The sequence below is a fragment of the Sporosarcina saromensis genome, assembly GCF_033253735.1.
Taxonomy (GTDB): domain Bacteria; phylum Bacillota; class Bacilli; order Bacillales_A; family Planococcaceae; genus Sporosarcina; species Sporosarcina saromensis.
The window spans coordinates 1-25,147 of sequence record NZ_JAUBDI010000007.1; the positions used below are offsets into that span (position 1 = coordinate 1).

The window sequence follows — 25,147 nt, forward strand, 5'->3', positions numbered from 1 at the left end:
GTCAGTAATTTTATTCGTACCATTCATTAAAGGACAAGCTAAAATACTATCTGGTAAATTGGATAAGAGTTGACGAAAGACTAAATTAGGGTTTACACTTTTCATGGCTTACTCCTTTTTGTAATGTAAGGGAACTGATTTAGTCGTCGCTTCCTTACCTACATTAGGAGTTTTTTTGTCGTTCTTCAAGTCTTTTATTCTATTTTTTATATAAATCATCTATTTTTTTACTGTGATGCAACGCTAGTGGGCACCCAAACAAATGGCACCCAAACACAAAAAAAGCCACCTCCTCGGATAGTGTCCGTTGGAGGTGGCTTTTGTTTTTATTTCAATTTCTGTAAGATGACGACTTTTAAGTAGTTGAATTCAGGGAAGTCGCGATTTGTACGAAAATCCTTTGGTAGCGATGATTCTTCAAGAATTTTATAGCGTGCACCTGCATCTTCGAATCCTTTGGCAATGAATGTCTTGAATTTCTTCATGCTGAAGCTTGCATTATTCGTGGATGCAATGATGATGCCATTTTTCTCTGTAATCGCAATTGCGTCAGCGATTAACGCTGGATAATCCTTCGCTGTACTGAATGTATATTTTTTAGAGCGCGCAAAACTTGGCGGATCTAGTACGACAACGTCAAATTTTAACGCATGGCGTTTTGCGTACTTGAAGTATTCAAACACGTCCATCACTTTAATGGTTTGTGCTTCATAGTCAATTCCATTCACACTGAACTGCTCTATGGTCTTCGGCAAACTCCGTTTCGCTAAATCGACACTTGTCGTCTCACGTGCACCGCCGAGAGCGGCCGCTACAGAAAAGGCACCCGTATACGAAAATGTGTTTAATACATGTTTACCTTCCGAATACTTGTCCCTCAACGCTTTACGCACATCACGTTGATCGAGGAAAATTCCTGTCATCGCACCGTCATTCAAATCGACGGCAAAATTCATACCGTTCTCTTTCACGATTATCGGGAAATCTCCTGGCTCGCCTTTAACAAAATCATCCTGTTCAATATACTGACCTTTCGTGTCAAAACGCTTCTTCTCATAAATGGCTTTATAATCCATAAGCTTATCCAACACACCATATACATGATGTTTCATTGAATAAATGCCTTCGCTGTACCAACTAACCATCACATACCCGTCAAAAAAGTCAATTGTCAATCCACCGATTCCGTCACCTTCACCATTGAACAGACGGAAAGCGGTCGTTTCTTCATCCTCAAAGAACGACTCACGTCTAGATAAAGCAGCAGCAATTTTCCCTTCAAAGAAAGCAAAATCGATTTCCTCCTGATCATCTCTTGTGAGTACCCAGCCAATTCCTTTGTTTTGATTGCCATAATAGCCTTTCGCAACAAATTTACGGTATTTATCAACTAAACGAATGATTGTCCCTTCTTCATGCAATACTTCAGGGTTCATCACTGCATCTTTTAATATTAAGGGATAGCCCTTTTTAAAGGCTGCTATACTTTGTGCGTTCACTTGCACATCAATTGTTTTTGTCATCGTGTCATCCTTTTTCCTTCATTTTGTTCATTATCGCACGGAATTGTACAAAAGCGAAGAACAACCGCTTCAGCAGGTAAAAATTCTACTCTCCCGAACTTCAATTCATCTGTCGACTTGGACTAAGTGTTCCAAGCACAGAGCTCTTATCCGTTCATAATAAAAAAGCTCCCCCAACAAATGAGAAGCTCCCTTCCTCACCTATTTATGCTAACAAGCGAAATGCTAAACTTTTCAACAAGCCCATCCGAATCGGCCGTTGCATTTGCTGACCTCTTACAGTTTGCAAATAACCGTGCAAGTCCCCTTCATAGACAAGTTGCATATGTGGTAAAAATGCCAAATGATGCGGCATTGTTAAACAAGGATTCGTCATCATCCGATGCGCTTCGCTTTCCTGCATAACGGTCGCCACGAATTGAGAACAGAAAAAAGCCCGTTTCCGTCGAATTTCCTTATTCAGCGCTACGCCGAACAAACCGATGAAGTTGTATTTGTAGTCGTTTTGATTTCTCTCAAACTGAACGATTTTCTGCCGGATTCGCATATATGCTTCCGCGGACACTTCACATCGATAAATAGCGCAAGCAGCATCTTGAAAAATCCCTTCCGCCACATTTTCGCGGACGAAACCTCCTAAAAACGGATTATACTGCTGTTTCCGTCCAAAGCTATAGATCTCCGTCAATTGCTCATCAAATGCAATCGATGCATGATTTAAATCTCTCTGTGTATACATACCGATTGCTTTCGATAGCAATGTCCCCGTATCAGTAAGAACAATATAAATTGTTTTCCCCATAATTCCCAACCCCTAACTCTTCTCTCTACAAGTATGTACGATTTACATCGCGCGCTAAACCGTCTGCAGATTGAAAATGACTAAGCCTTAAGTTGTAGCTGCGCTATTCGTTGTAGACAGTTCGAGCTTTTCTATATATCTATTATACGTGTCAACGTCATATGAAGTTTCATTCGAATGAAAATTTCATAATCTACAAACCGATAGTATCGTGTAACTATAAGCGAGTTAACAGAAACTCATGCAACAGAAGTTTACGATCATCTACTCCAAAAAATACGTGAAAAAGCCGGTGACAGGAATTCTTTCTTCTGCACCGACCCACCTTCAATTATTTACATTTTCTACAGAGCATCATTCACCTTTTTCTGCGTACACCTTCATCGCATCCCGCATGAAAACCGCCAAGCCCTCGCCAAACTTGTCAATGTTCTTCATAAATCGCTCATCTGCGACATACATTTCCCCTAATCCTGCAAACGCCTCTAAAGAGTAATCGCCAATTTTATTTAAGAACGTATACCATTCACCAATCGCCTTTTGCGCTTCTTCACTAGCTGGATCTTTATCTCTAAGCGCAGCCAGTTTGAAATAGATCTCGTTCATCTCATCTTGTGCACCCTTCCCAAACGTACGTACTTTTTCATTCGCTCGATCAACAACCGCATTCCCCCAACGCTCTCTAGCTTCCTGTTCGAATGGATTTGCACCAAAATCGAACCCTTTGAACTTTTCTTCATTCGTCATTGTAATTTCCCCTCTCTCAGATTGGACTGTTTTGTCGAGTGTCTCAATCATCCTATCCAGTTGCGTCCGTTTAGCAATCAGCATTTCTCGTTGCAACTCAAACGCCTCTTTCCGGTTGAATGAAGGACTGCTCAACAATTCACTAATTTTTTTTAAAGGAAAGCCGAGTTCACGGAAGAACAATATTTGTTGGAGCGTTGCTACATTTTCATCTGAATAAACCCTGTAACCCGCCTCCGTTACAGTATCCGGTACGAGTAAACCAATGTCATCATAATGGTGAAGCGTCCGCACACTCACACCCGATAATGCTGCTACTTCCTTTACTTTCATCGTTCCAGCCTCCCTTCACTATGTACTTTAAAGTATGACGTAACGTGAGAGTCAAGAAAAGAATTGACTTTTTCTTCTACAAGTGTAGAATAAAAGATATAACGTTCTACACTTGTAGAAGAAAGGAGATTCTTATGAAAAGATTACCTGATGCGGAACTCGAAATTATGTTAATCATATGGAATGCAAACGAAGCGGTCACCCGAAGTTGGATTCAAGAACAATTGGAAGAAACAAAGACCCTAGCTCCAACGACCATTCTTTCGTTTCTATCAAGACTGACCACCAAAGGGTTTTTAAAAATTGTAAAGGAAGGAAAAACAAACTATTATACCCCCCTTATTAGTCAAGAAGACTATGCACATCGAGAAAGTAAGACGATGCTGGAAAAATTCTTTGGAAACTCCGTACGAAACTTTGTCGCCCAGTTAAATGATAGTAAAGCGGTAGATGAAACAGAAATCCAAGAATTGAGAGATTTTCTGGATAGCCTGTCTTCGGAGGAAAAGAAATGATGATGCAAACCATGTTCTCGCATATGTTGGAAACTTCAATAATCATGTCAGTACTCATTGTCATCGTATGGTTATGCTCACCACTGCTTGAAAGAAAATATAGCCCACGTTTACTCTATGTTGTTTGGTTAGCAATCACGATAAGGCTTTTACTTCCTTTTCCAGTTACGCTTTCGGAGGCGCCTATTCACATCCAAGCCGGAGCTTTACAAGAATCGACTGTTTGGAAAGCACCTCTTGTACAGGACGTCTTCCCGATTACTAATGTACATAGCCAAGCGCAAGTTCACTCAAATGAACAAGCTGTCTTCTGGTCGAAAACCTTCATATTGAAGGTTTTACAAAATATCTGGATTGCTGGAACGCTTCTTTTTGTACTGTATCACCTATTAAGCTACTTCCAATTCATCAGACATGCTAATCGATGGTCCATTGACGCAACACCCGAACAAAATGCGCTATTTGAAACTGTTCAAAGAGAATTAAGGATAAAGAAAAACGTAACGCTGCGAAAATCAATATTCATTACGAGTCCGATGTTGTATGGAATTGTCAAACCAACTGTTGTCCTACCTGCAATCGACTATCCATCCAGTGACCTGCACCTTATTTTCAAACATGAACTGACTCACTTAAAACGGCACGATCTTGTCATAAAAATAGTAGTGTTCGTCGTACAGGCGCTTTACTGGTTTAACCCTTTTGTACATCTCCTTGCAAAAAAGTTTAACGAAACAATGGAATTGATTTGTGATGAACATGTCGTTAACGGACAAGATCAGCAGTATAAAATACGCTACATGGAAACCATTTTGCAGTCAGTGGAACAACAATCGCAGCGTTCGGCTTCATTCACATCAAATTATAACGGAGGGATTAAAACGGTGAAAAAGAGATTCAAGAACATTTCATGGAACGGGACGAAAAAGAAAGGCTTTGTAGCACTTGGAGCATTTATTGTCATTTTTGCAGTTTCTAGCTCACTCATCGCATTTGGTCCACAAGGCAACGAAACAAAAAAAGTGGAAGCCGCACAACCGACAAAAAATGAAACAGGTGATACAGAAAATACATCTGCGCAAGACACCGATGCGATTGTTGAAAAAGCCCCTATCACTGGTGTGTATGCCGAGACAAGTAGACATGCAGCACTTGAAAGATTAATTATTGATTACTTCGACATACCAGAAGAAGACTTAGGGACGACAAAATACTATTATAACTACGTAGACGTAGATGCTGATGGGGCAGAAGAGATTTTCACTGTTGTCATGGGACCGTATTCAAGCGGTTCTGGGGGTAGCACAGCTCTACTCGTAAAGGAAAATGGTTCAGGGGAAGTACACTTACAACAAGCTCTGACACTCATTCAATCGCCAGTCATCATAAGTGACCAAATTACGAATGGGTACAAAGAAATTGTCGTCATGTATAGCGGTGGTGGAGCTTCTGGTTCATACGTTGCACTTACTGCAAACAACGGAAAATACACGCCAGTGAATGATGGAAGAACCCTCGAAGGGCTTGAAGGAATTACAGGACAAGCAATTATTAGTAATGACATTGCGAAAGATATGGAAGAGGGCAAAGCGATGTATTTGTCTCAAGGTGAATAATGAAAGACTGTTTAGATAGCAAGTTAGAAAAAGGACCGTAATTTGGTCCTTTTTGCTTTCCTATCCACCTGTCAATTTTCCAAACCAAGCCAAAAGAAAAAAATCATAGTGTACGCAAGTTTTTCATCTGAAGAAATATGTGAACCAAATCGGACATAATCGTGATGCGCCGTACTGACGAAAGCAGGATGTGTTGCATACGGAAATCGTCCGTATCGATAGGTAGCAGTCATACGACCCTGCTCATCCGTCACATCAATATCACCAGTCATATTCTTCGCTTCAAGTTGACGCCAAATTGAACCATTTGAGCCGTAAAGCGTTCCCCGATTAACGAGAACGGATTTCGCTAATTGTTGTATGTAAGTCCCAATCAACAAGCCTTCTGAACTCCAAAGTGATAACGTTACTTGCTTCACAGTATTTTTTATGCGAAACGTCGCAATTGGAGACCCATTCATGTCACAAATCGTATAGGAGACAGGGAAAATAAGCCCTTTTTCAAACAACTTTAACACCATAAAAGGACGAGCCCAATTTCTATTCGGTACGATCATGAATTGCGGTTGTCCAAAAGAATCGACATGGACAATTTTAGGTATGAGAGCTGGTACTCTTTTCAGCGTCAGCTCTGTCACTTCCTCAAAATGGAATACGTCAGTTGAAGTTTCATCAGCAGTTTTTAGCTTGTGAAAAGCATGCCGAAAATAAAAACCTGAACCAATTGCAGCGATAGCCGCAATTCCTAATTCGACTAACAGAGCTCCATTCACCACAAATTGATCATGCCAAATAAAATAGTAGACAACGGATAAAACCGCAAGTACACAACCACCGCTAAAACTAAAAATGTATAACTTCCGATAAATGTTCTTCATTCCAACGTCCCCCCTTTACGTTTCCTAGATCCGGGAGAGTAATAGTCAACACAAAAAACTACTATAACCAACAATTTCTAATTTCCGCTATGAAAGAGTTTTACTCAATCGCAACCCAAACTTCTGTCTCGTACCCTTCTGACCCCTCTGGATGAAGATACTTCTCGAATCCATAGCTGTGTCGAAGATTAATACCTGGCATTTGCATCAGCGCACCAAATACTGCAGGAATTTGATCCAATCCCCCGTCAACTTTTGCAACAATAAAATTACCACTTGGAACGACCACTTCTTTCGAATCTACCATTCCTTCTGCAAATTCTTTCCGTACACCCGCTATATAATGAAAGTTCCCATTCTCCATTGCTAACGTAATCCCGTACGATTCTTCCGACTTGGAGGCTCCACTTTCACAAAGCGCTCCATTCAGCTTGTCCCAAAGAGCAGGAATTTGTGAGACATCACCTTTCATTTCAAACCCTTTCACAATAAAACTCTCCACTTTTTCAATACGTGTATTCATCTACATCACTCCTTTCATTAACTATAATCCAATCAAACTACTACTTGTCAATATTTTTCTAAATAATGAAACTAAAAGTAGTTTTTATCGTATAAAAGTAAAAGGAGGAATGGCAATGTTACAAACAACAACAAACACGTTACAAGGGAAAAAGATTTTGGCTTATCACGGTATAGTGAGTGGAGAAGCGATTATGGGGGCAAATATCGTTCGTGATCTATTTGCATCGGTGACCGATATTGTCGGTGGAAGAAGTGCTGCGTATGAGGATAAATTGGCTGAAGGCCGGCAAATAGCGCTGAATGAAATGACAGAACGGGCTAGAAGTTTAGGTGCGAATGGAGTAATCGGCGTCGATCTTGATTTTGAAACCGTTCGTGAGGGCATGATGATGTGTATTGCGACCGGTACAGCAATTACTTACGAGGAAGAAGTATAAAAAACAAATAAGCGGATCACCTCAATTTCTTGATCCGCTTATCCATTGAAGGAGAATCTTATGATTTATATTGTTATGGCTGCTCTACTATTACCGTTACTGCTAATGCTCGTTATCACCTATTTAAGTGATCCTGTACTGCGACGTTTCTGGCTTGGTTGGACGCTAGTCGTTCTTAGCATTGTGTGTTTCATCGCAGCATGGGCCATGTATTATGACATGTACCACAGACCAAAAGTAGGTGTTTTAGGGTCCCGTCTTTTAGAACGGACTTTTTGGGAAGCCCAAAGTGGTTCCATTGTTATCGCGGTTGTCTCATTCATACAAGGAATGTATTCATAAGTATTGGCCGGTATGAAGCTTCTAAAAAAAAACGCAAGCACGTTACACGATCGGCATCCAAATCTCAATGATGTCTTCTGTCGAACCTTCGGGATGGACATAACGTTCAAAGTCATAGCACTCCCTCAGTTGAATGCCCTCCATTTGAATGATGTAGTCATAGGCTGCCGGAATGCCAGGGATGCCACCTTCAACTGTTGCAACAATGAATCTTCCGGGCGGAATGATTACTTCATCTTTTCCAGGAAGTTGCTCCGCCAACTCTGACTTTAATCCAGCGATATACTGAATCACATCCCCTTCCATCTTTAAGCAAACACCAAACGATTCTTCCACGACAAGCCCTTTTTCGTGAATATCACCGTTTAAGATTGCCCACTTAGCAGGAATATCCGCTACTGGCCCTTTCATTTCGTACCCACGTACAATAAACCCTTCGCTCTCTACAATTCTCGTTTGCATTTGTTTTTCCCCCTGTTCAAGTAATTGTTGAATTGCAAGCTTAGCCCCATGCAATTCCTTCATTTCCCCGTCGATTTCTTCAATGCGTTTGCGCAATAATGTCTCCATCTGTTCATCTCCTGCTTGCAAGATGGCTGAAAGAGATACTCCAAATTGCCTTAATGTCTTAATCCGCAGAAGTTGCTGTTGCTCCTTTTGAGCATAATAGCGATAACCTGATTCAGGATTCACATATGATGGACAGACCAGACCAATGTCCTCATAATGTTTAATTGCCTTAACAGTCATCCCGACAAGACGTGCCGTTTTTCCGATTGATAGCATATGTTTCCTCCTTCTACTCTCACTGTAAACGTGCCCGTTAGGTACGAGTCAACTAGATAATAGAAGTTTTTTTAGGATGAACATGCATACAAATCCACTCCCTTGTCACGTCACTCGCTTCGACCGTTTTTTTGCCATAAAACTCAATTTCGTTTCCGATAAAATAATAGCTCCAAGTATTAAAACAGCACCGATGCCCATTTTAATTGTAAGCACTTCACTTAATAAAATGACGGAAAACACCATTCCCCACAATGACTCTGTCGATAAAATAATGGCCGCTTTCGTTTCGGTAATAAATTTTTGAGCCACAGTTTGCAATAAAAATGCAATGGTCGTTGAGAAAATTCCTAAGTACAATAAAGACGACAATCCACCGGGTTCCATACTGAATGCCATTTCCCCTTTAAGCAGAACTACAACAAAACCGATAACTGTTGCAGCTGCCATCTGAACAATCGTCAACACAATCGGATCTTCATTCTTAACAAATTGAGACGTGTAAAAAATATGGAACGCAAATGCAATGGCACAACAGAACGATAAAAAATCACCAATATTTACCCCAGCTGACCATTGTAATGACAAGATTGCGACACCAAACATGGCTAAAAATGCGCCCATCACTTCAAATATGTCAAGTTTTCGTTTATATAACGCCAAGCCGATAAACGGTACAATCACCACGTTGACAGCTGTCAAAAAAGCATTCTTTGAAGGCGTTGTAAATTGTAATCCGACCGTTTGCAATGCAAATGCTATGTATAAAAACACACCTAAGATTGTCCCTTTCAGTAACACACTTTTTGTCATGAACTTCAATTTTTTATAGAAAACCGCACATAATAAAAGCGCACCAATTAAAAATCTCCCTGCTAAAATTTGATACGGTGTGTACGTTTCCAACGCCATCGCACTACCGACAAATCCGCTTCCCCAAATGATGGCCGTAATGATCAAACCAATTTCACCTATATATTTTTTCATATGTCCCTCCGTATGCACTTGATGACTTTAGACAATTATAGCGTAAACTTTACCAAATCGGTCGAGTATTTTTAAATAGAGAATGTAAGACAGGAATGTATAATTATGCAATCAACTGTTCAAAAACACGGTAGAGACGCTCATTGAACACACCTGTTGGAACTTTTCGCAGAGAGCTTATTTTGATTTCGGTTTTCATTGTCGCGATGCATGTAATTGGCCAATTATGGTGTCGTTTGAATAGAATGCGTCGTTTAAGGCGATTATGCCGCGTTTTGTAAAAGTTTGCTGTGTTTTGTGGGATTATGCCGGGTTTGAAAGAATTTTGCGGGGTTTGACGAGGTTATGCCGCATTCGGAAAAAGTTTGCGGCGTTTCGTGGAATTATGCGGCATTACGAAGAAGTTTGCGGTACTTAAGGATATCATGAGCAGTTACAGAGAAATTTCTCTGCTTTAATTACTTGTGAGCGCGGTTTTTTTTGTTGGTGGAGTTGGTGTCGCGCTAAATGCATTTTACAAATTAAGGGTTTTATTTTAATGAGACTGGCTATGCGGCGTTTTGCGGGATTATGCCGTGTTTTGTAGAAGTTTGCTGTTTTTAAAGGAATTATGCCGCGTTTGGATAAAGTTTGCGGCATTACAGGATTTTATGCGGCGTTCCACGTAAACGTTGGCCATGGCCATATTTTTCAGTTACGTATTGATTCTCACCTACAGGTAATCCTAACTGCAAAGTCTGATGAGGAGGTGTTTAACATTGAGAAAATTACTGTCCGCCTTTGCTATTCTTATTTTCTTTTCGTCGTTTAATTTGCACTCCGGTCAAGCCAGCACAACAATTGAACAGCAATCCGTCAAAGATGCACTTCTGACCACACTTGATCCTGTTATTAGGCAAGCAGTTGTCGCACATTATGGCTACGACAAATCGTATGGTCTGTTTGATGCTGACATTTTAAAGATTGAACGAGAAGAGGTCGGAGAATTTACATTCATTGTCGATGTACAAGTTCAAACATTTGAAAATGCACACAATCCGCCAATAGGTAAGGAAACTATACAATTCCGAGTAAGTCTTCAAGGCGTTGAACAACTGAGCTTTGCACATGAAGGCGATGACGAAGAAAAAAAGATGAAGCAGTTTTACAAAGATGTGTTGATTGATATCAAAAAGACTTTTCATCTGAACTTATTGCCTTATGAACGCTATGATTACAAACAATTACGCTATAAAGCAGAAAAGCATGATGCGTATAATTCACTTGTGGCGATCGCTGAAGAAATTGTTATCAATATTTTAAGTCCTGAAATTCAACCACCCTTTAAGAACGTCATTGACCCGGTTACTTTTGTAAAAGACGACGAAGGTTTCATTCTCTTTAAAAAATCTGATGGGTCGAACGTGTACTATCAAGTGCAAAGGGAAAATGGCATGTGGAAGGTTGTTGAGCAAGAGAGCAAAGCAGGTAAAAAGATGAAATATGATTTGCTTTGGTATATGTAAAAAGAGGCGACCGAATTGGCCAGCCTCTTTTTAGTTCATCAGTTGATCGTTGCACCTTTCCAGTTTGTAATGTCTTCTTCCAAAGGAATTTGCGCAGCCCGTGCTTTTACTGCTGCGAAGAAGAACAAGACAACAAGGAAGATGGAAATAACAGTTGCTCCAATATACGCCACGTTCATTGGTAAACCGAATCCGATCGTCGCATTTAAAATGTACGTCGTCGTCGCCATGAGCATGAATGTGCCTGGAATCAATGCAACCCAATAATTTTTTCTGGCAATGAACAAATACATTGCGCCTACAAATAATGCAATAACTGCAGTCGATTGGTTTGCCCATGAGAAGTAGCGCCATAAGATATTGAAATCGACTTGCGTTAAAATGATGGAAACGACAAACAACGGTACAGCAATCCACAAACGGCTCGCCATTTTAGCTTGTGGGAATTTCAAATAATCAGCAATGATCATACGTGCACTTCGGAATGCTGTATCACCTGAAGTGATTGGAAGAACGATAACCCCTAATACTGCCAATGTTCCACCAACAGCTCCTAACATCATCGTTGACGCTTCGCTGACGATTAGTGCTGGTCCACCAGCTGCAAGCATTTCACTCAAGCCGCCATATCCATTGAATAACGCCATTCCAGCTGCTGCCCAAATCATCGCGATAATTGCTTCGGCAATCATCATACCGTAGAAAATCTTACGTCCTTGACTTTCTTTTTTTGTCGTACGTGAAATGATTGGTGATTGTGTCGCATGGAAACCAGACAATGCACCACAAGAGATGGTTAAGAATAACAATGGGAAAATCGGTAAATTGTCAGGATGGAAATTCGTTAGTGATAGCTCAGGAATCGAAACGCCTTTGATCACCATCATTCCACCCACACCAACAGCACTAATAATGAGTAGTGCACCAAAGATTGGATAGAAACGCCCGATGATTTTATCGATTGGTAACAATGTCGCGATAATATAGTAGATAAAAATCAATGCAACGATAATGCCCATCGCCATCCAACCGTTCATCAAATTGTATAACAATCCAGCTGGTGCAGAAACGAATACCGTTCCTACTAATAAAAGAAGCAATACCGCAAATGCATTTACAATATGCTTCATGAACTTTCCTAAAAACTTGCCCGCAAGCTCAGGTAAATGTGCTCCACGGTTACGGATCGAAATCATGCCTGTTAAATAGTCATGTACAGCCCCTGCAAAAATAGCACCGACCACAATCCAGATAAAAGCGACTGGACCATAAAGTGCACCCATAATCGGCCCGAAAATAGGACCTACACCTGCAATGTTCAACAATTGTATTAAAGAGTTTTTCTTTGTGCTCATTGGCACATAGTCCACTCCATCCCCGCTCGTATAAGCAGGTGTTGCGCGGTCTTCCTTTACGCCAAACATCTTTTCGATGAATTTACCGTACGTGAAATAACCGACAATCAGTAAAACTACCCCAAATAAAAACGTAATCACTAGAACTTCCCCCTTTTGAATGATAGCGGTTTCATTCAGTTTAGAGGAAATGTTCTAAAAACGGAGGTTTTTGTCGCAACATGTCAAAAATGAAGAATAAAACGTATGAATGGCGGATTATTGTGCAAGCATCTTATACTTCCAACTGTTGACGTAGATCACGTACATAATTTCTGCTCACTGATAACTTTTCACTGCGTCCTTCGAGCTCTAACTGATACGCCCCATTGAACCACGGAGTCAATTTTTTCACGTGCAGTAAATTGACGATGTAGCCTTTGTGAATCCGAAAAAAAGATAAAGGCGTTAACTTGCTTTCCAACTCTTTCAAGGAAGTTCGTAAATCATATTCCTGCTTTGCGGTAATCACCTTCGTCACTTTTTCATCACGATACATATAAAAGATATCTCGAATTGGTATGTACTCAATTTCTCCGTCCATTTCGATCGCTAATTTTCCTAAACGACTAATGGTTTCTAAGTTCTCTTTCGGTAAAAGTTTGTCCTGGATTCGAATAATCGTTTGCTTTACTTGTTCTTCATCGTACGGCTTCAGTAAATAATCAACTGCATTAATGCGGAATGCTTCTGCTGCAAATTGCGGATAAGCTGTCGCAAAAACGATCAATGGAACCTTTTTTAGCTCCATTAACGCTTTGGCAGCTTCCATACCATTCAACTTCGGCATTTCCACATCTAAAAACAAGACATCGGGTTGTAGTTGGATTGCTTTCATAATGGCGGACTCCCCTGAATCCGCCTCCCCTACAACATCAATTCCAGTATGTTGTTCTAGCAAATACGTCAATTCTTCCCGTGCATAGCGTTCATCATCCACTACGACAACTTTTATCATCCGATTCATACAACCACTCCCATTTTCGGAATTTGGAATGATATTTCCGTCCCTGTTCCTTGCTCCCTACAACTGGCAATATGCAATGCTGACTGGTGCCCAAACGTCATTGTCAAGCGGCGATTCACATTATAGAGCCCCATTCCAGTCCCCGTTTCTGATTCAATTACTTTCTCACAAAGAAGCGGTAATCGCTCTTTTGTAATGCCCGAACCATTGTCTTGGATGAGTATATCAATCGCATCACCACTGTCTCGGATAATAATCTGAATGACACTGTTCTTCTCCATCTCTTTAATGCCATGTTTGACGGCATTCTCGACAAGCGGCTGTAACGTAAGTGGCGGAATGAACTCTTGCAAAATCGTATGATCCACATCAATACACACTTTCAATTTATCAATGAACCTTGCTTCTTCAATTTTTAAATACGCTTCCACGTGTGCAAGCTCTTGCTCCAACGTTACTTTCTCCGCTGTCGTCCCTTCCAAGTTTTGACGCAGGAAGTATGAGAGAGAGGTCAAAAGTCTGCGTGCTTCGTCAGGATTCGTCCGAATTAACGACACAATAATATTCATTGAGTTAAACAGGAAATGTGGACTGATCTGCGCTTGCAACGCCTTAATTTCAGCGTCTTTTGCTAACTGGTACGCCCGATCGGCTTCTGCAATTTCAAGTTGATTACTTAACAATGAACTAAGACCAGCAATCAACTCAATTGTCACATTCGTAATCGCTTTTTCGGATGGATAGTACAGCTTTAGCGTACCAATTGTTTCGTCTCGCAATTTCAAAGGAGCTATGACGGCTGCCCCTAACGGACAATTATCTTGTACACAATGGATCGTTTGTTCACCCGCAACGACTAGCTCCCCATTTTGCAACACATCTTTCGTCACGAGTGTTTGGAGCGGACTGTTCGCCTGATGATGGTCATCAGCAATCCCGACGTGAGCAAGAATTTCCGTTTTGTTTGTCATGGCGACTGCACTTGGTTGCAATTCACGGAACAGGATGTTGCACACAGCAGACGCCGTCACAGTATTCATTCCTTTTCTTAAATGACCTAGTGTTTGGTCTGCAATTCGCAATGTTTTTTGTGCTTGTAGGGCTGTCGCTTTTTCTTGGTCGCTAATAACGTTATACACAATGAGCATGAAAATAGCTGTCCCAATTCCGTTGGCAAGAATCATCGGCAATCCGATTGTCTGGACTAATGACCATGCCTTTTCAAACGGTTGCGATATTAGAAGAATGAGACCCATTTGCATCGTTTCTGCAAACGCGCCGATTGCAAATGCAGTTAACGGCTTTACATGCTTGCCACGTTTATAAAATGCAGCAGCCAAAAGACCCGATATAATTGTTGAAACACCACAAGAAATCGCAGTGAATCCGCCAAGCGTCATCCGATGAATACCCGCTATTAACCCTGCCCCGATTCCTACTCTATAACCACCTAGCAAACCCGCTACGACAATACCAATCACTCGAGAGTTAGCAATTGCTTCATCTGTCGTCAATTCGATGGCAACGCTATTGAAATTCAACGTCTGCGTATTAAATGCCACACCAAAATATGTACCAATAATTCCAAAGAAGCCAAAAAACAAAATAGCGGTCATTTCCTGTTTCCGATCTAACGAATCTTGGTGCACCATATTTTTAAAAAAGCGGAAGCGTGTCAAAATGAACGCTACCGCCACAATTGTTCCTACCCGTTCAAGCATGATCACAAGTAAATCCAACATATCCATTCCCCCAGCTACTTGCGAAGTTTGTACATAAGTATACTGCATTTGAGGAGTGTTATAAATTATTATTTTCACGCAATGGTTAATCGTTACACATTAGCATGCACGGTAGCATCGGAAAATTCTGTTCTTCGACTTTGAACTAAAAGAAACTTTTAACAACCTTTTCCACTGATCCACCCTCCGTTTCATGCACACGTTCCCCTGCCCACATCGACATGAATTCCGGACGGTTTTGTGCAGCTGCTTCACTTCGAATCTTTTTCGTCAAATCGTTTTGAATCGGATAAGGAGCGATTGGCTTATCTTCTTTCATTTCTATCATGAATTGATTGCGAATGCCTCTTGCGGATTTCCCCGAGAATGCTTTCGTCAATTCTGTACATCCTTCACTTGCTTGTAATACCGACTGTTTATAGAGCGGATGCGCACCACTCTCTTTCGTAGCGAGTAATGCTGTCCCGATTTGTACCGCTTGTGCCCCTAAATCGATCATGCTTTTCATCTGCTCTTTATCGGCAATTCCGCCAGCTGCAATAACTGGGATTTGAACTTGTTCAACTACATCCGTGACCAATTCTTTAAGAGGGATGAGCGCTTCCCCGATGAATGAACCACGATGCCCACCGGCTTCTTTGCCCTGGACGACAACCGCATCCATCCCGCACTTTTCAGCGAGAACCGCTTCTTCGACAGACGTAGCGGTGCCAATCAGAAACACATGATTCGCTTTCAATTTTAGGACATTATCATCACTCGGTAGACCAAACGTGAACGAACAGACCGGAACGCCTTCTTCAATAACGACTTGGACTTGCTCGTTAAAACACGGTGCAGAAAACGGCGTCTCCCAAGAGGGCATACCGAGCTGCTCTCCAATTGGTTGCAACTGTTCATATGCTCGACGTACAAGTTTTTCATCCATATTCATTTCTTCAGGTACAAATAAATTCACAGCGAACGGTTTATCTGTCAGTTTCCTAACGTGTTGAATAAACTCTCTCGTAGCTTCTGCTGATAAATAACCCGCACCAATAGAACCTAAAACTCCTGCATTCGCACTGGCCGCCACAAATTCAGGTGTCGTCACACCCGCCATCGGTGCTTGGATGATGGGGTGGTCGAACTGAACACTTTCTGTAAATTTCATCGGATAAGCCTCCTTCGTTCATTTATTCTTTCGCCAATCATAGGAGTCGTTTCTAACGTCTAGTTGAATCCCATTGATACATACAATAAAGTCATCTAACCACTCGACATCCGCATCTTCTTCACGATTGGCTTTATAAATCGTTTTCTTCTTGTCTTTATTCGTATGATCAATGACTTCTCCACGAAGCGAATTCGCTACTGTCGCATTCCCTCTTATAACATACATGTCACTGTGTAATCTCCAGTCGGCGAAACCGTTTCTTTCAACAGTTCTCCTTTTGGCTCGTGTTGATAAATAAAGTAATTCAATATCAAAAACAGAGTAATGACAATTGCTACTACAATACCAACTAAAATCGCTGTTACTTTAAAACAGTATTTCACCCTTTTACCTCACTTCTTAATCGGTACATATCCTGTTTTTTCGATAATTTCCTGTCCTTGCTCAGACAAGACCCATTCTAAGAATGCTTTGACGTGAGGATTTTCACTACCTGCAGTGACCGCATAAAACTCGTTTGTTATTGGATAGTCACCTGACCGGATCGTGTCAACAGTCGGTTCAATACCGTTAACATGCAGCAGGCGAATGTTATTGTTCTTCACCATTTGGGTGGAGTAATACCTGAACGTGTAGCCAATCGCATTATTGTGATTTTTATAGTCAGCCACTTCCCCAATAACCGTTCCCATCAGCGAGGCAATATTCTCAGTTGGAGGATCCATAATTGGCGTTGTGCCCATAAAATTCTGAAGTGCTGTTTGACTCCCACTGTTTTCAGGTCTCTGGAATGCGCGAATTTCATCATTTTCCCCACCAACCTCTTGCCAATTTGTGATTTCTCCAGCATAGATTCCTTTGATATCATCTACTGTTAATGATGTAACCGGGTTTTTCGCATTTACAAAGAACACAAAGGCTTCCTTCCCAATTGGCGTCAACGTTAATTCTTTTCCACTATTCTCAGCCTGCTTTAGTTGTTCCGCAGACGGACCGAGGACGAAAATGATATCTGCCGTCCCATTGATCAGATTCGTGTAAGCTTGTCCCGTCCTGTTTGACATCACTTCACTGCCATGTACTGCATAATCCTTTTCTGGATAAACTGCCTGTGCAAATGCGGAATAGATTGGGTACAGGGCCGTTGCACCATCTATGACCGGTAAATCATCCTCAATCTTTAATGTTGCAGGTTCAGCAAGTGCCACTGCTTTTGTCTTTTTTTGAAATGGCTTATACTCCTCCACTTCAAGCGAACCGTCGCCAATGACTTGCCGCGTTTTGTCGTAAATATCTGGTGTAGCAAACAGCAATGCAACAACAAAGACAGCTCCAGCACCGTTGAAAAAATATTTCTTGAATCGGTGCAACTCAAAACGAGCCATGACAAGGAAGCCACCGAGTGATATATATGCAGCTATCACCAAAGGAAATAAATAGCGAGCTTCTGAAAGATAGGTGATGAATACAATAATAGCAACTAGTGGGAATACGATTGCCATGATGAATGCAACTGATAAGATTGCCCAAAAGGTTTTCAATCTCTAGCCTCCCTGTAGTAATGTTCTTTCTATTAGAATAGCACATTTTTGAATATTTGTTTTTATCAGCAAGAATAATATAGGACATATAAAATACGTGTGATCGCTTTGAATGAATATAAAAAAACGGCACCGAACAGCTTGTCGCTGAACGATACCGTAACGATTAATTTATGCCGTTCCCATTTTCACACCAAGTTCTTTTAAATATTGTCTATAAGCAATACTCATACGATCGCAAACAAGTGACAATTCAACTTGCAAATCAAGTGGTAGTTCTTCCGGTTTTTGATTTTCAACAATTGGCTTATCTTGTGCAAAGATTTCATCTTGGAATGCAATGATTGCTTCGTCCGTTAAGCCTGTTTCATAATTGAATGATAATATTCCGTACGCGACAGAACGCTCGTCGTCTATTGGACGAACCGTTAATAAAATCGTCATTAATGTATCATTTTCTTTATCCCTTTTCGTAAAGCTAACTGTGAAAGGGCTGTGAATTTCATACGTATAGTACACATATTTCGGAATGCCCGAACCATCTGGATCCGGTTGGAAAATCGCAATCTCATCAGAAAAGATGCGCTTTCCTTCTTTATTTACTTTGTAGTCCATTACTTCTCGATGCGATTCTGTACCTAAGTACCCTTCATGCACGACTGCAAGATGACCAACATCTAGGAAGTTTTCAATGATTCGAGGTGGCTTGGCAAACACTTCTTGTGGGCCCCAGATGACATTACGATATTCAGCATTAGCCATCGGTTTGTAATCAAAAATAGCAGGTTCATTCCCAGCAAAGTTCACCCAAATCAGTCCGTATTTTTCCACACAGCTGTATGATGATGCTTTTGCTTTCTTAGGAATCGCTCGTCCTTCTGGCAATTGTGGAATGTGGACACACTTGCCTTCATCGTCATATTCCCATGCATGATAAGGACAAACAAGACAATCGTTTTTCACTTCACCTAACGACAACGCAGCCCCTCTATGGATACATAAGTCCCTGAAAGCATGAACGCCTTTACTGTTGCGGAAAATCGCAAGGCGTTCCCCCATTAACTTCACTTGAATCGGTTTATCTTTCACATCTTCGGAACGGCAAGCAACGAGCCAGTCTTCCAACAATACGTGATCCTCTATCATGATGTCATTTCCTCCTGACGTGTATTCCTTGTTCTTAGTTTACCGAATAACATATACGACCGTCAACCCGAAAACACGAACGAATGATTTTTTTCTAAGTTAATTATTCGGTTTTTATATACAAACGAGCGTTTATTATATATAATCCAATTGAAAAGTAACAAATCCACGAAGAAGCGGGGAAATCGTTGTGAATAAGAACAAAGCAAACGGCATTATCATTGGTGTGAATGAAAAAGTGAGTCCACCAAAAGCGTTTATTCTCGGATTACAGCACGTGTTGGCAATGGACCTTTATATTGCGCCAATTATCATTGCAGGACTTCTTTCATTAACCGTCGAAAACACAGCATTTTTTATTCAAATGTGCTTTTTAGCAACAGGTATCGCAACACTTATTCAAACGGGTGCAGGAATCAAGATGCCGGTCGTACAAGGGCCATCTTACGTACCTGTCGGAGCGATCGCCGCGATTGGAGGAAAACTTGGACTGGGCGCGATTGCAGGAAGTCTTATTCCCGGAGCGATATTAATTGCCTTACTCGGATATCCATTAAAATGGTTTGCCAAAGCAGTTCGAAGAGTCATTCCACCATTGGTCGGTGGAACAGTTATCATCATTGTTGGAATTGCATTAATGCCGATTGGCTTGAACAATATTTTTATCGCTGAAGGAAATATTGGGGACAACATTATTATTGCATCTGTGTCTGCAAGTATTGTCATCGTTTGTATGTTGCTTGGTCGTAGGCTCGGTGCAGTCGGTACCTTTTTCCGTATTGTTTCTGTTATTCTTGCAATTATTGGCGGCATTATTACCGCGATGTTTTTTGGTACAGTCGATTTTAGTCCGGTAAAAGATGCTGCGTGGTTCTCTTTACCAACGTTGCTACCTTTCGGAAAACCGGTCTTTGACATGGGTGCCATCATTTCAATGATCTTTGTCTATTTAATTATTTTAATAGAAACGACAGGTACTTGGTTTGTCGTTTCCTCTGTAACTGGTGAGGAATTAGATGAGAAACGGTTAAACCGTGCATCTGTTGGAGAAGGACTCGGTTGTTTCGCCGGAGCACTTGTTGGAAGTACACCAATGACTGGCTATTCTTCAAACGCAGGGTTGCTTGCGATTACCGGCGTTGCCAGCAGGTCCGTTATCATGGTAAGTGGCGGGATTCTCGTATGTCTTGGCCTTGTACCGAAGTTATCTACACTCATTACTTGCATACCTGAACCGGTCATTAACGGGATTTTCGGTATCGTCTGTGTGGCGATTGTAACAAACGGCATGAAAGTCATTCAGCCGATTATTATTGACGACCGCAACATGATGGTCATCGGGATTCCGATTTTGTTGACAATTGCTGTTACTGTACTTCCGAAAGAAGTGCTCGCTACTGTTCCAGATTGGGCAAACTACATTCTTTCTTCAGGAATTACAGTTGGTGCAATTGCGACAGTTCTGTTGAATTTGCTGATACCAGCGAATAAAGAGATTGCCGATAATTCGGAAGTGACTTCTGGGTAAGTGTATGATAATTGTTAACCGGTGAGGGCAATGCCCTCGCCGGTTTTTAGGTTTAAATGGCGATAGTCTGTATTTCGGAGCGGGCGGCTCATCTTTGAGCGGGAAGGGGCTTGTTTATTGCGAAAGTCTTATGCGATGAACCAACTCTGTTTTCTTAGCGACTACATGTATTTGCGTAAGCATGAACGCAGGCTTATCGCTATTCTAGAGTGGCAATGCCTGAACGCGATTTAACGAACAGGCACTTGCACCTCTCGAACTTACTTCAAGATTTCACACACTCTGCCGACTTGTCCGTCTTCGAGTCGTACTTTAATGCCATGTGGATGGTAGCTGGAGTTTGTGAGTAAATCTTTCACGATGCCTTCCGTTTTTACACCTGTCCGTTGGTCTTTTTTCAGGATGACGTTTACTTTTACGCCTGGTTGTACGTCACTTCGATTTCTTCCGTCCATTAGTTGTCTTCCTCTCTCTTTTGAAAAATACATTGCACGACGTGGGCGATGCCTGTGTGCAGTTGTCCTTCTTCTCGATTCAATTCGCCGACAAAAAAGTGCTTTGTAAAATAGTTATTGAACTGGTTGAGAAGTTCTACAGGTTCCACAAGCATTGTCTCATCTTTCGGGCCGCCTGTTTGATAGCATAGCTGTTCTTTCGTGTATAACTCGCTTATATAATAGCCGCCACGTTTAAGTGATTTTTGGATTCCTTTTATCGTCCGATCCATCACATCTTTTGGCAAGTGGCCGAATACGTGGACGATAGCATCCCATTGTTCTGCCTCCCACTCCACATCTGCTAAATCGCGAAGTTCGGTTTGGACGGATACCCCTTTTTCATTCGCCAAACGTTCGGTTTTATCCAGGCCCGCCTGTGCGTAATCCCATGTAGTTACGTCGTGGCCGAGGGATGCCAAGTAAACTGCGTTTCGCCCTTCCCCTTCTGCGATACAAAGCACTTTTCCCTGTTGCAAGATGTGCGCGGCCCCCGCAATGAATTCATTTGGCTCTTTGCCATAGATGTATTCCTCTCCTGAAAAACGTTCATGCCATGTGTTTGTCATGCGTCATCTACTCCTTTCAGCCATTTTCCATAAGTTTATCATATTGAAGTTAGATGCTAAGGCGTCAACGATTTTCATTGGACAATCTACACTTGCAACAATCCTATGATTTTCATGTACGAGGGGTCCTGCTGTTTCACCTTTTGTAGATCTGGGAATGAAAAGACAAAACGCCTTGAAAGGAGATGAATGGATGAAGACATTTTTACAATTAATCTGGATAGGAATTGTAAGCGGTGCAGTTTTAGCGATGATTATGCAACTCATATATTCTCTAACTGGAAATGAAGCGTACATTTTACTCTATAACGTAGAGTACTTCCCTATTATTCATGTATTCAAAGACAGCTACTTATTCGGGATCGCCTTTCATTTTGTCTTTTGTATCGCTAGCGTGGTCGGCCTCTATTCCATTTTATCCTTTTGGGGCAAGCAATATAGTAGTTGGCCCTACGTGACCGTTTATACAGCGGGCAGTGGTATCCTGTATTTCTTGACACTTTTTACGGACCGGCCTCCTGCTGCAAATGATGGTATGGCGTGGTTCTATTGGACAGCCAGTCATTTGGTATTCAGCCTGACGGTTGCCTGGATGATACGTCGATTCATTAAACTGAATTCAGTATAATACTAAGAAGGCTTCCTATAACTTGCCTAGCTTGTCGAATGCTTGGAAGTTGGATGTAAGCTTTGACGCACATACAAACAGAGTCCGTAGTCTGAGTTATCGACTATGGGCTCTGTTTGTCTAAACGAATACCCCTCCGGTCAAGACCCTTCTTTCTTCCTAAACACCTTTAACTATCCAATTGCTCAACAAATCCACCGATAAAATTCTGTTACATGAAATTATTCCTCCACTCAACCCGTTATACTGAATGAAAGACAAAACGACACATGCGCATGTTCGTTTCAGCAAGGAGGTCACTATGGACGAGGAACAGTTGTGGATCCAACAAGTGTTGACTGGTGATAAAGAAGCCTATACACACATTATTAACAAATATAAAAATCAATTGTACGCAACCGTATTACGGATGACGAGAAATCCACAAGATGCACAAGATTTTGTGCAAGATGCGTTCATAAAAGTGTATCGCAATCTCGACAAATACAAAGCAGATGGTCCATTTGCAAGCTGGCTCTATCGGGTTGCTATCAACCACTGTATGGATGCATTTCGTAAGAAGCAGTATTCCACAGTGCAAGTTGAAGTAGACGAAGAGAAAGTGGTCAATCCAAATCATCCGGAAATCATTTTCTTGAAAAACGAGAAAAGCCGGCAGTTAGAGCGATTGGTTGCTACTTTACCTGATGATGAACGTCTAATCATTCTTCTTCGGTATGTAAATGAAATGAACTACGAGGAAATTAGTGAGATTATGAACGTTCCCCTGTCAACCGTACGTAATAAATTACATCGAGCAAAGAAAAAAATGAGAGAAACCGTAAAACGTGAAGGAGGCTATTTTCATGAACTGTCCAACGGTGGATAAAATTTCTCAATACGTGGATAATTTGTTAACAAATGATGAGCAAGTTGAAATAGAAAGACATATTCAATCATGTGTTGCATGTGCAGAAGTTGCTAAGGCCTTCAAAAAAGAACAGGTATTCATCAAAGATACATTGCAAATGCCTACCTTGCCAGACAATTTCAATTCACTTGTCTTGGATGAGCTTGAGCCGTATCCAAAACAGCAGAAACCTCGCCGTTCCACACCATGGAAACGTGTCATGCTGACCGCTGCAGGAATCGTTTTTGCCGTCGGACTCAGTGCGACTTTCAATCCAAGTTTCGCTCAACTCATCGGAGGCATGTTCTCGTCGAACCAAGTAGATGAAGGTTTACAAGTTGCCGCAGAGGCTGGACTGACAAAACGGGTTGACTTAGCAGTCGAGGACCAAGGACTCACCTTAAAAGTGGAAGATGTCATTGCCGATTCTTCCAGAGTAACGCTTTCATACCAAGTGTTGAAGGATGGCAAGCCCCAGGATACGTATTTGGAATTAGCTGAATCGGACAATGCGATTACAGCAGTTGACCAACAGGGGAAAACTCTCAACCGCTTAGGTACTGGATGGCAAGAAGGCAGCGATTACGGCATTGTTGAGTTTTCATTACGTGGACAAGAGGATTTGGAGAAGCTAACGATTTCGTTTGACCTCGTCGAGTTGAATGGCGTCAAAGGGAACTGGCAGCTAGAAGTACCTGTTGATTTGCAAGAAACCCAAAAGCTGACGAAAACTGTGGATTTGAATGAATCGATCCCTAGCCATCATGGTGTTGTGATCGATCTGAAAAAGCTTCAGATTGCACCTTCCTCCACTGAATTTATGTACGAAACCTCTTTTACACAAGAAGAACTGGCAATTGCTGAGCAAACTCGAAACCAATTTGAAAAAGATTTTGGCGCAAAACATTTGGATTCTCTCGTCTATGGTGTTGACAGTGCCATTGCGTACCATGTTGAAAACGCTGATGGTCAAACAATCTATGCCACAAGTAACCCGATGGGTGCAGACACAATTGGTATGCTACAAAGTTCTGGTGAAGACACGGCAGAGATTGGCAAGACTGTATGGAATGATTCATTTGTTCCAAGTAAAGAAGACAACTTATCCTTTGTACTGGATGGTGTTTATAAAAAAGAACCTGCAAATTTCTCACTGACGGTTCGACCGAGTGAATTAAAAAAACAACCGATATCATTTGACTATAAAGGGAATCACTTGACGATTACGAAGGTCAAAAAGAAGAATGCGTATTCCTTCAAAAAGTCGCTTAATCCAATCCAAAAGGAGACCTCTGTCGTCATTTCATTGGAAGGCGGCAAAGATGCTCAATCCTCCGACCTCGGCAGTTGGTTAGTGGTTGATGAAAAAGGGAACGTCTACCCAGGCAATCCGAGTGGCTCCGTTTTGAATAAAACAGATAAGAACGGCCGCTTCATAACAACGATTGAGTTGGAACTGGAAGGATTAGAAGAAGTTCCTGAGCAATTGACGTTACATCTTGTTTCCACGACCCAATATTATCCGGTTAAAAATGCAACGAAGGTTCCGTTGCTGGAACAAAATTAAAAACAGAGCAAGTAGCAATTTAATTAGGCTACTTGCTCTGTTTGTATTACCAGAAGGCTGAATATATACTGTCTTTTCATACAGGTACTAACTGTCTACCAATCTGGACCATCATTTGAATCACCAATTTTTAATGTAAACGAATTGACGTCTAAGTCACTATTTTCAACTGCCTCGAAAAATATTGATTGTATTTCTTGCTGGGCATTTTCCGTAGCCTCTTGATTCTCCAAGACAAATTTCACTTGAATATCCTTTTCCGAAAAAACAGCAACTAACAATTGAAAGGCATATCCTTTTTCCTCTAACTTCTTGTTTACTTGTTCGACTAAACCTCCATCTTGTTGCAGTAAGATTGACATTTTTTCAATCTCTTCTTGCTTTACTAGCTCAAGATTGGCTGAAGGTTTGACTACAGATGCTACACCCTTGGAAGAGAAATTGTTAATAATAAATAACGTAGCGAAGGCTATCAACACAATCGTTCCAATCAAAACGATTTTACTCTTGCGCGCGCTGTACACCCCCTC

25 protein-coding genes and 1 pseudogene are annotated in these 25,147 nt (G+C 41.4%); 9 read left to right on the forward strand and 17 right to left on the reverse strand.

Translation table 11 applies throughout. The features are described 5' to 3' along the window. Positions 1-326 precede the first annotated feature (326 nt). From QT711_RS08875 to QT711_RS08885, 3 genes are all read right to left on the reverse strand, one after another. Positions 327-1,523: a class I SAM-dependent rRNA methyltransferase gene (locus tag QT711_RS08875; RefSeq protein ID WP_317943564.1), complete on the reverse strand. Its 1,197-nt coding sequence runs from the start codon at positions 1,521-1,523 to the stop codon at positions 327-329. A gap of 205 nt (positions 1,524-1,728) precedes the next feature. After that, positions 1,729-2,325 carry a hypothetical protein gene (locus tag QT711_RS08880; RefSeq protein WP_317943566.1) on the reverse strand — a complete coding sequence of 199 codons (597 nt, stop codon included), beginning with the start codon at positions 2,323-2,325 and terminating at the stop codon, positions 1,729-1,731. Between the two features lie 354 nt (positions 2,326-2,679). Further along, entirely contained in the window at positions 2,680-3,405 is a 726-nt protein-coding gene (locus QT711_RS08885) for a MerR family transcriptional regulator (RefSeq protein WP_317943568.1), read from the reverse strand. Between the two features lie 134 nt (positions 3,406-3,539). On the opposite strand from QT711_RS08885, the gene QT711_RS08890 reads away from it, so the two are divergent. Together QT711_RS08890 and QT711_RS08895 are read left to right on the forward strand one after the other, a co-directional pair. Beyond that, complete coding sequence (locus QT711_RS08890; RefSeq protein ID WP_317943569.1) at positions 3,540-3,920, forward strand: BlaI/MecI/CopY family transcriptional regulator; 381 nt, start codon at positions 3,540-3,542, stop codon at positions 3,918-3,920. Then, positions 3,917-5,536 (forward strand): M56 family metallopeptidase, encoded by a 1,620-nt coding sequence (locus tag QT711_RS08895; protein ID WP_317943570.1) that lies wholly within the window; start codon positions 3,917-3,919, stop codon positions 5,534-5,536. The genes QT711_RS08890 and QT711_RS08895 overlap by 4 nt, the downstream gene beginning before the upstream one ends. Positions 5,537-5,607: 71 nt before the next feature. Here the strand turns inward: QT711_RS08895 and QT711_RS08900 are convergent, their stop codons facing one another. Both QT711_RS08900 and QT711_RS08905 read right to left on the reverse strand, forming a co-directional pair. Then, complete coding sequence (locus QT711_RS08900) at positions 5,608-6,414, reverse strand: hypothetical protein (protein ID WP_317943572.1); 807 nt, start codon at positions 6,412-6,414, stop codon at positions 5,608-5,610. Positions 6,415-6,514: 100 nt separating this feature from the next. Continuing rightward, the gene (locus QT711_RS08905; RefSeq protein WP_317943574.1) at positions 6,515-6,937 is read right to left on the reverse strand and encodes a GyrI-like domain-containing protein; all 423 of its coding nucleotides are present in this window, start codon (positions 6,935-6,937) and stop codon (positions 6,515-6,517) included. A 115-nt stretch (positions 6,938-7,052) separates the two neighbouring features. Here QT711_RS08905 and QT711_RS08910 point away from each other — a divergent pair, with 115 nt between their 5' ends. Both QT711_RS08910 and QT711_RS08915 read left to right on the forward strand, forming a co-directional pair. Continuing rightward, on the forward strand, positions 7,053-7,376 hold the full coding sequence (locus QT711_RS08910) for a YbjQ family protein (RefSeq protein ID WP_317943575.1): 324 nt from the start codon (positions 7,053-7,055) through the stop codon (positions 7,374-7,376). Positions 7,377-7,436: 60 nt separating this feature from the next. Next, positions 7,437-7,718: a hypothetical protein gene (locus tag QT711_RS08915; RefSeq protein WP_317943577.1), complete on the forward strand. Its 282-nt coding sequence runs from the start codon at positions 7,437-7,439 to the stop codon at positions 7,716-7,718. A gap of 42 nt (positions 7,719-7,760) precedes the next feature. On the opposite strand, the gene QT711_RS08920 is transcribed toward QT711_RS08915, so the two are convergent. Together QT711_RS08920 and QT711_RS08925 are read right to left on the reverse strand one after the other, a co-directional pair. Next, the gene (locus tag QT711_RS08920; protein WP_317943579.1) at positions 7,761-8,504 is read right to left on the reverse strand and encodes a GyrI-like domain-containing protein; all 744 of its coding nucleotides are present in this window, start codon (positions 8,502-8,504) and stop codon (positions 7,761-7,763) included. Between the two features lie 105 nt (positions 8,505-8,609). Then, positions 8,610-9,491, reverse strand: coding sequence for a DMT family transporter (locus tag QT711_RS08925; RefSeq protein ID WP_317943581.1), 882 nt, complete (start codon positions 9,489-9,491; stop codon positions 8,610-8,612). Positions 9,492-10,249: 758 nt separating this feature from the next. Here QT711_RS08925 and QT711_RS08930 point away from each other — a divergent pair. Continuing rightward, positions 10,250-10,996, forward strand: a complete 747-nt coding sequence (locus tag QT711_RS08930) for a DUF3888 domain-containing protein (RefSeq protein WP_317943583.1) — start codon at positions 10,250-10,252, stop codon at positions 10,994-10,996. Between the two features lie 38 nt (positions 10,997-11,034). Here QT711_RS08930 and QT711_RS08935 read toward each other — a convergent pair whose 3' ends face one another. The 7 genes and pseudogenes from QT711_RS08935 to QT711_RS08970 form a co-directional block, all read right to left on the reverse strand. Then, complete coding sequence (locus tag QT711_RS08935; protein ID WP_317943584.1) at positions 11,035-12,492, reverse strand: carbon starvation CstA family protein; 1,458 nt, start codon at positions 12,490-12,492, stop codon at positions 11,035-11,037. Positions 12,493-12,625: 133 nt separating this feature from the next. Then, positions 12,626-13,357, reverse strand: a complete 732-nt coding sequence (locus tag QT711_RS08940) for a LytR/AlgR family response regulator transcription factor (RefSeq protein ID WP_317943586.1) — start codon at positions 13,355-13,357, stop codon at positions 12,626-12,628. After that, the gene (locus tag QT711_RS08945) at positions 13,354-15,099 is read right to left on the reverse strand and encodes a sensor histidine kinase (protein ID WP_317943588.1); all 1,746 of its coding nucleotides are present in this window, start codon (positions 15,097-15,099) and stop codon (positions 13,354-13,356) included. Before QT711_RS08945 ends, QT711_RS08940 begins: the two co-directional genes overlap by 4 nt. A gap of 145 nt (positions 15,100-15,244) precedes the next feature. Continuing rightward, positions 15,245-16,252: an NAD(P)H-dependent flavin oxidoreductase gene (locus QT711_RS08950; protein ID WP_317943590.1), complete on the reverse strand. Its 1,008-nt coding sequence runs from the start codon at positions 16,250-16,252 to the stop codon at positions 15,245-15,247. Positions 16,253-16,270: 18 nt separating this feature from the next. After that, positions 16,271-16,638 (reverse strand): annotated as a pseudogene (locus tag QT711_RS19590) (DUF5412 family protein). Between the two features lie 9 nt (positions 16,639-16,647). After that, on the reverse strand, positions 16,648-17,796 hold the full coding sequence (locus QT711_RS08965; RefSeq protein WP_317943596.1) for a PstS family phosphate ABC transporter substrate-binding protein: 1,149 nt from the start codon (positions 17,794-17,796) through the stop codon (positions 16,648-16,650). A gap of 171 nt (positions 17,797-17,967) precedes the next feature. Beyond that, positions 17,968-18,945 (reverse strand): aromatic ring-hydroxylating dioxygenase subunit alpha, encoded by a 978-nt coding sequence (locus QT711_RS08970; protein ID WP_317943791.1) that lies wholly within the window; start codon positions 18,943-18,945, stop codon positions 17,968-17,970. 187 nt (positions 18,946-19,132) lie between these two features. Here QT711_RS08970 and QT711_RS08975 point away from each other — a divergent pair, with 187 nt between their 5' ends. After that, complete coding sequence (locus tag QT711_RS08975) at positions 19,133-20,470, forward strand: uracil-xanthine permease family protein (protein WP_317943598.1); 1,338 nt, start codon at positions 19,133-19,135, stop codon at positions 20,468-20,470. Positions 20,471-20,730: 260 nt separating this feature from the next. On the opposite strand, the gene QT711_RS08980 is transcribed toward QT711_RS08975, so the two are convergent. Further along, complete coding sequence (locus tag QT711_RS08980; protein WP_317943600.1) at positions 20,731-20,925, reverse strand: YwbE family protein; 195 nt, start codon at positions 20,923-20,925, stop codon at positions 20,731-20,733. After that, entirely contained in the window at positions 20,925-21,533 is a 609-nt protein-coding gene (locus tag QT711_RS08985) for a class I SAM-dependent methyltransferase (protein WP_317943602.1), read from the reverse strand. The genes QT711_RS08980 and QT711_RS08985 overlap by 1 nt, the downstream gene beginning before the upstream one ends. Positions 21,534-21,690: 157 nt before the next feature. Between QT711_RS08985 and QT711_RS08990 the strand changes: the two genes are divergently transcribed. The 3 genes from QT711_RS08990 (at position 21,691) to QT711_RS09000 (ending at position 24,617) form a co-directional block, all read left to right on the forward strand. Beyond that, positions 21,691-22,161: a hypothetical protein gene (locus tag QT711_RS08990; RefSeq protein ID WP_317943604.1), complete on the forward strand. Its 471-nt coding sequence runs from the start codon at positions 21,691-21,693 to the stop codon at positions 22,159-22,161. 301 nt (positions 22,162-22,462) lie between these two features. Next, positions 22,463-23,029: an RNA polymerase sigma factor gene (locus QT711_RS08995; RefSeq protein WP_317943605.1), complete on the forward strand. Its 567-nt coding sequence runs from the start codon at positions 22,463-22,465 to the stop codon at positions 23,027-23,029. Beyond that, complete coding sequence (locus QT711_RS09000; RefSeq protein WP_317943607.1) at positions 23,007-24,617, forward strand: DUF4179 domain-containing protein; 1,611 nt, start codon at positions 23,007-23,009, stop codon at positions 24,615-24,617. The genes QT711_RS08995 and QT711_RS09000 overlap by 23 nt, the downstream gene beginning before the upstream one ends. A 95-nt stretch (positions 24,618-24,712) precedes the next feature. Here the strand turns inward: QT711_RS09000 and QT711_RS09005 are convergent, their stop codons facing one another. After that, positions 24,713-25,111, reverse strand: a complete 399-nt coding sequence (locus QT711_RS09005) for a hypothetical protein (protein ID WP_317943609.1) — start codon at positions 25,109-25,111, stop codon at positions 24,713-24,715. Between the last annotated feature and the right edge of the window lie 36 nt (positions 25,112-25,147).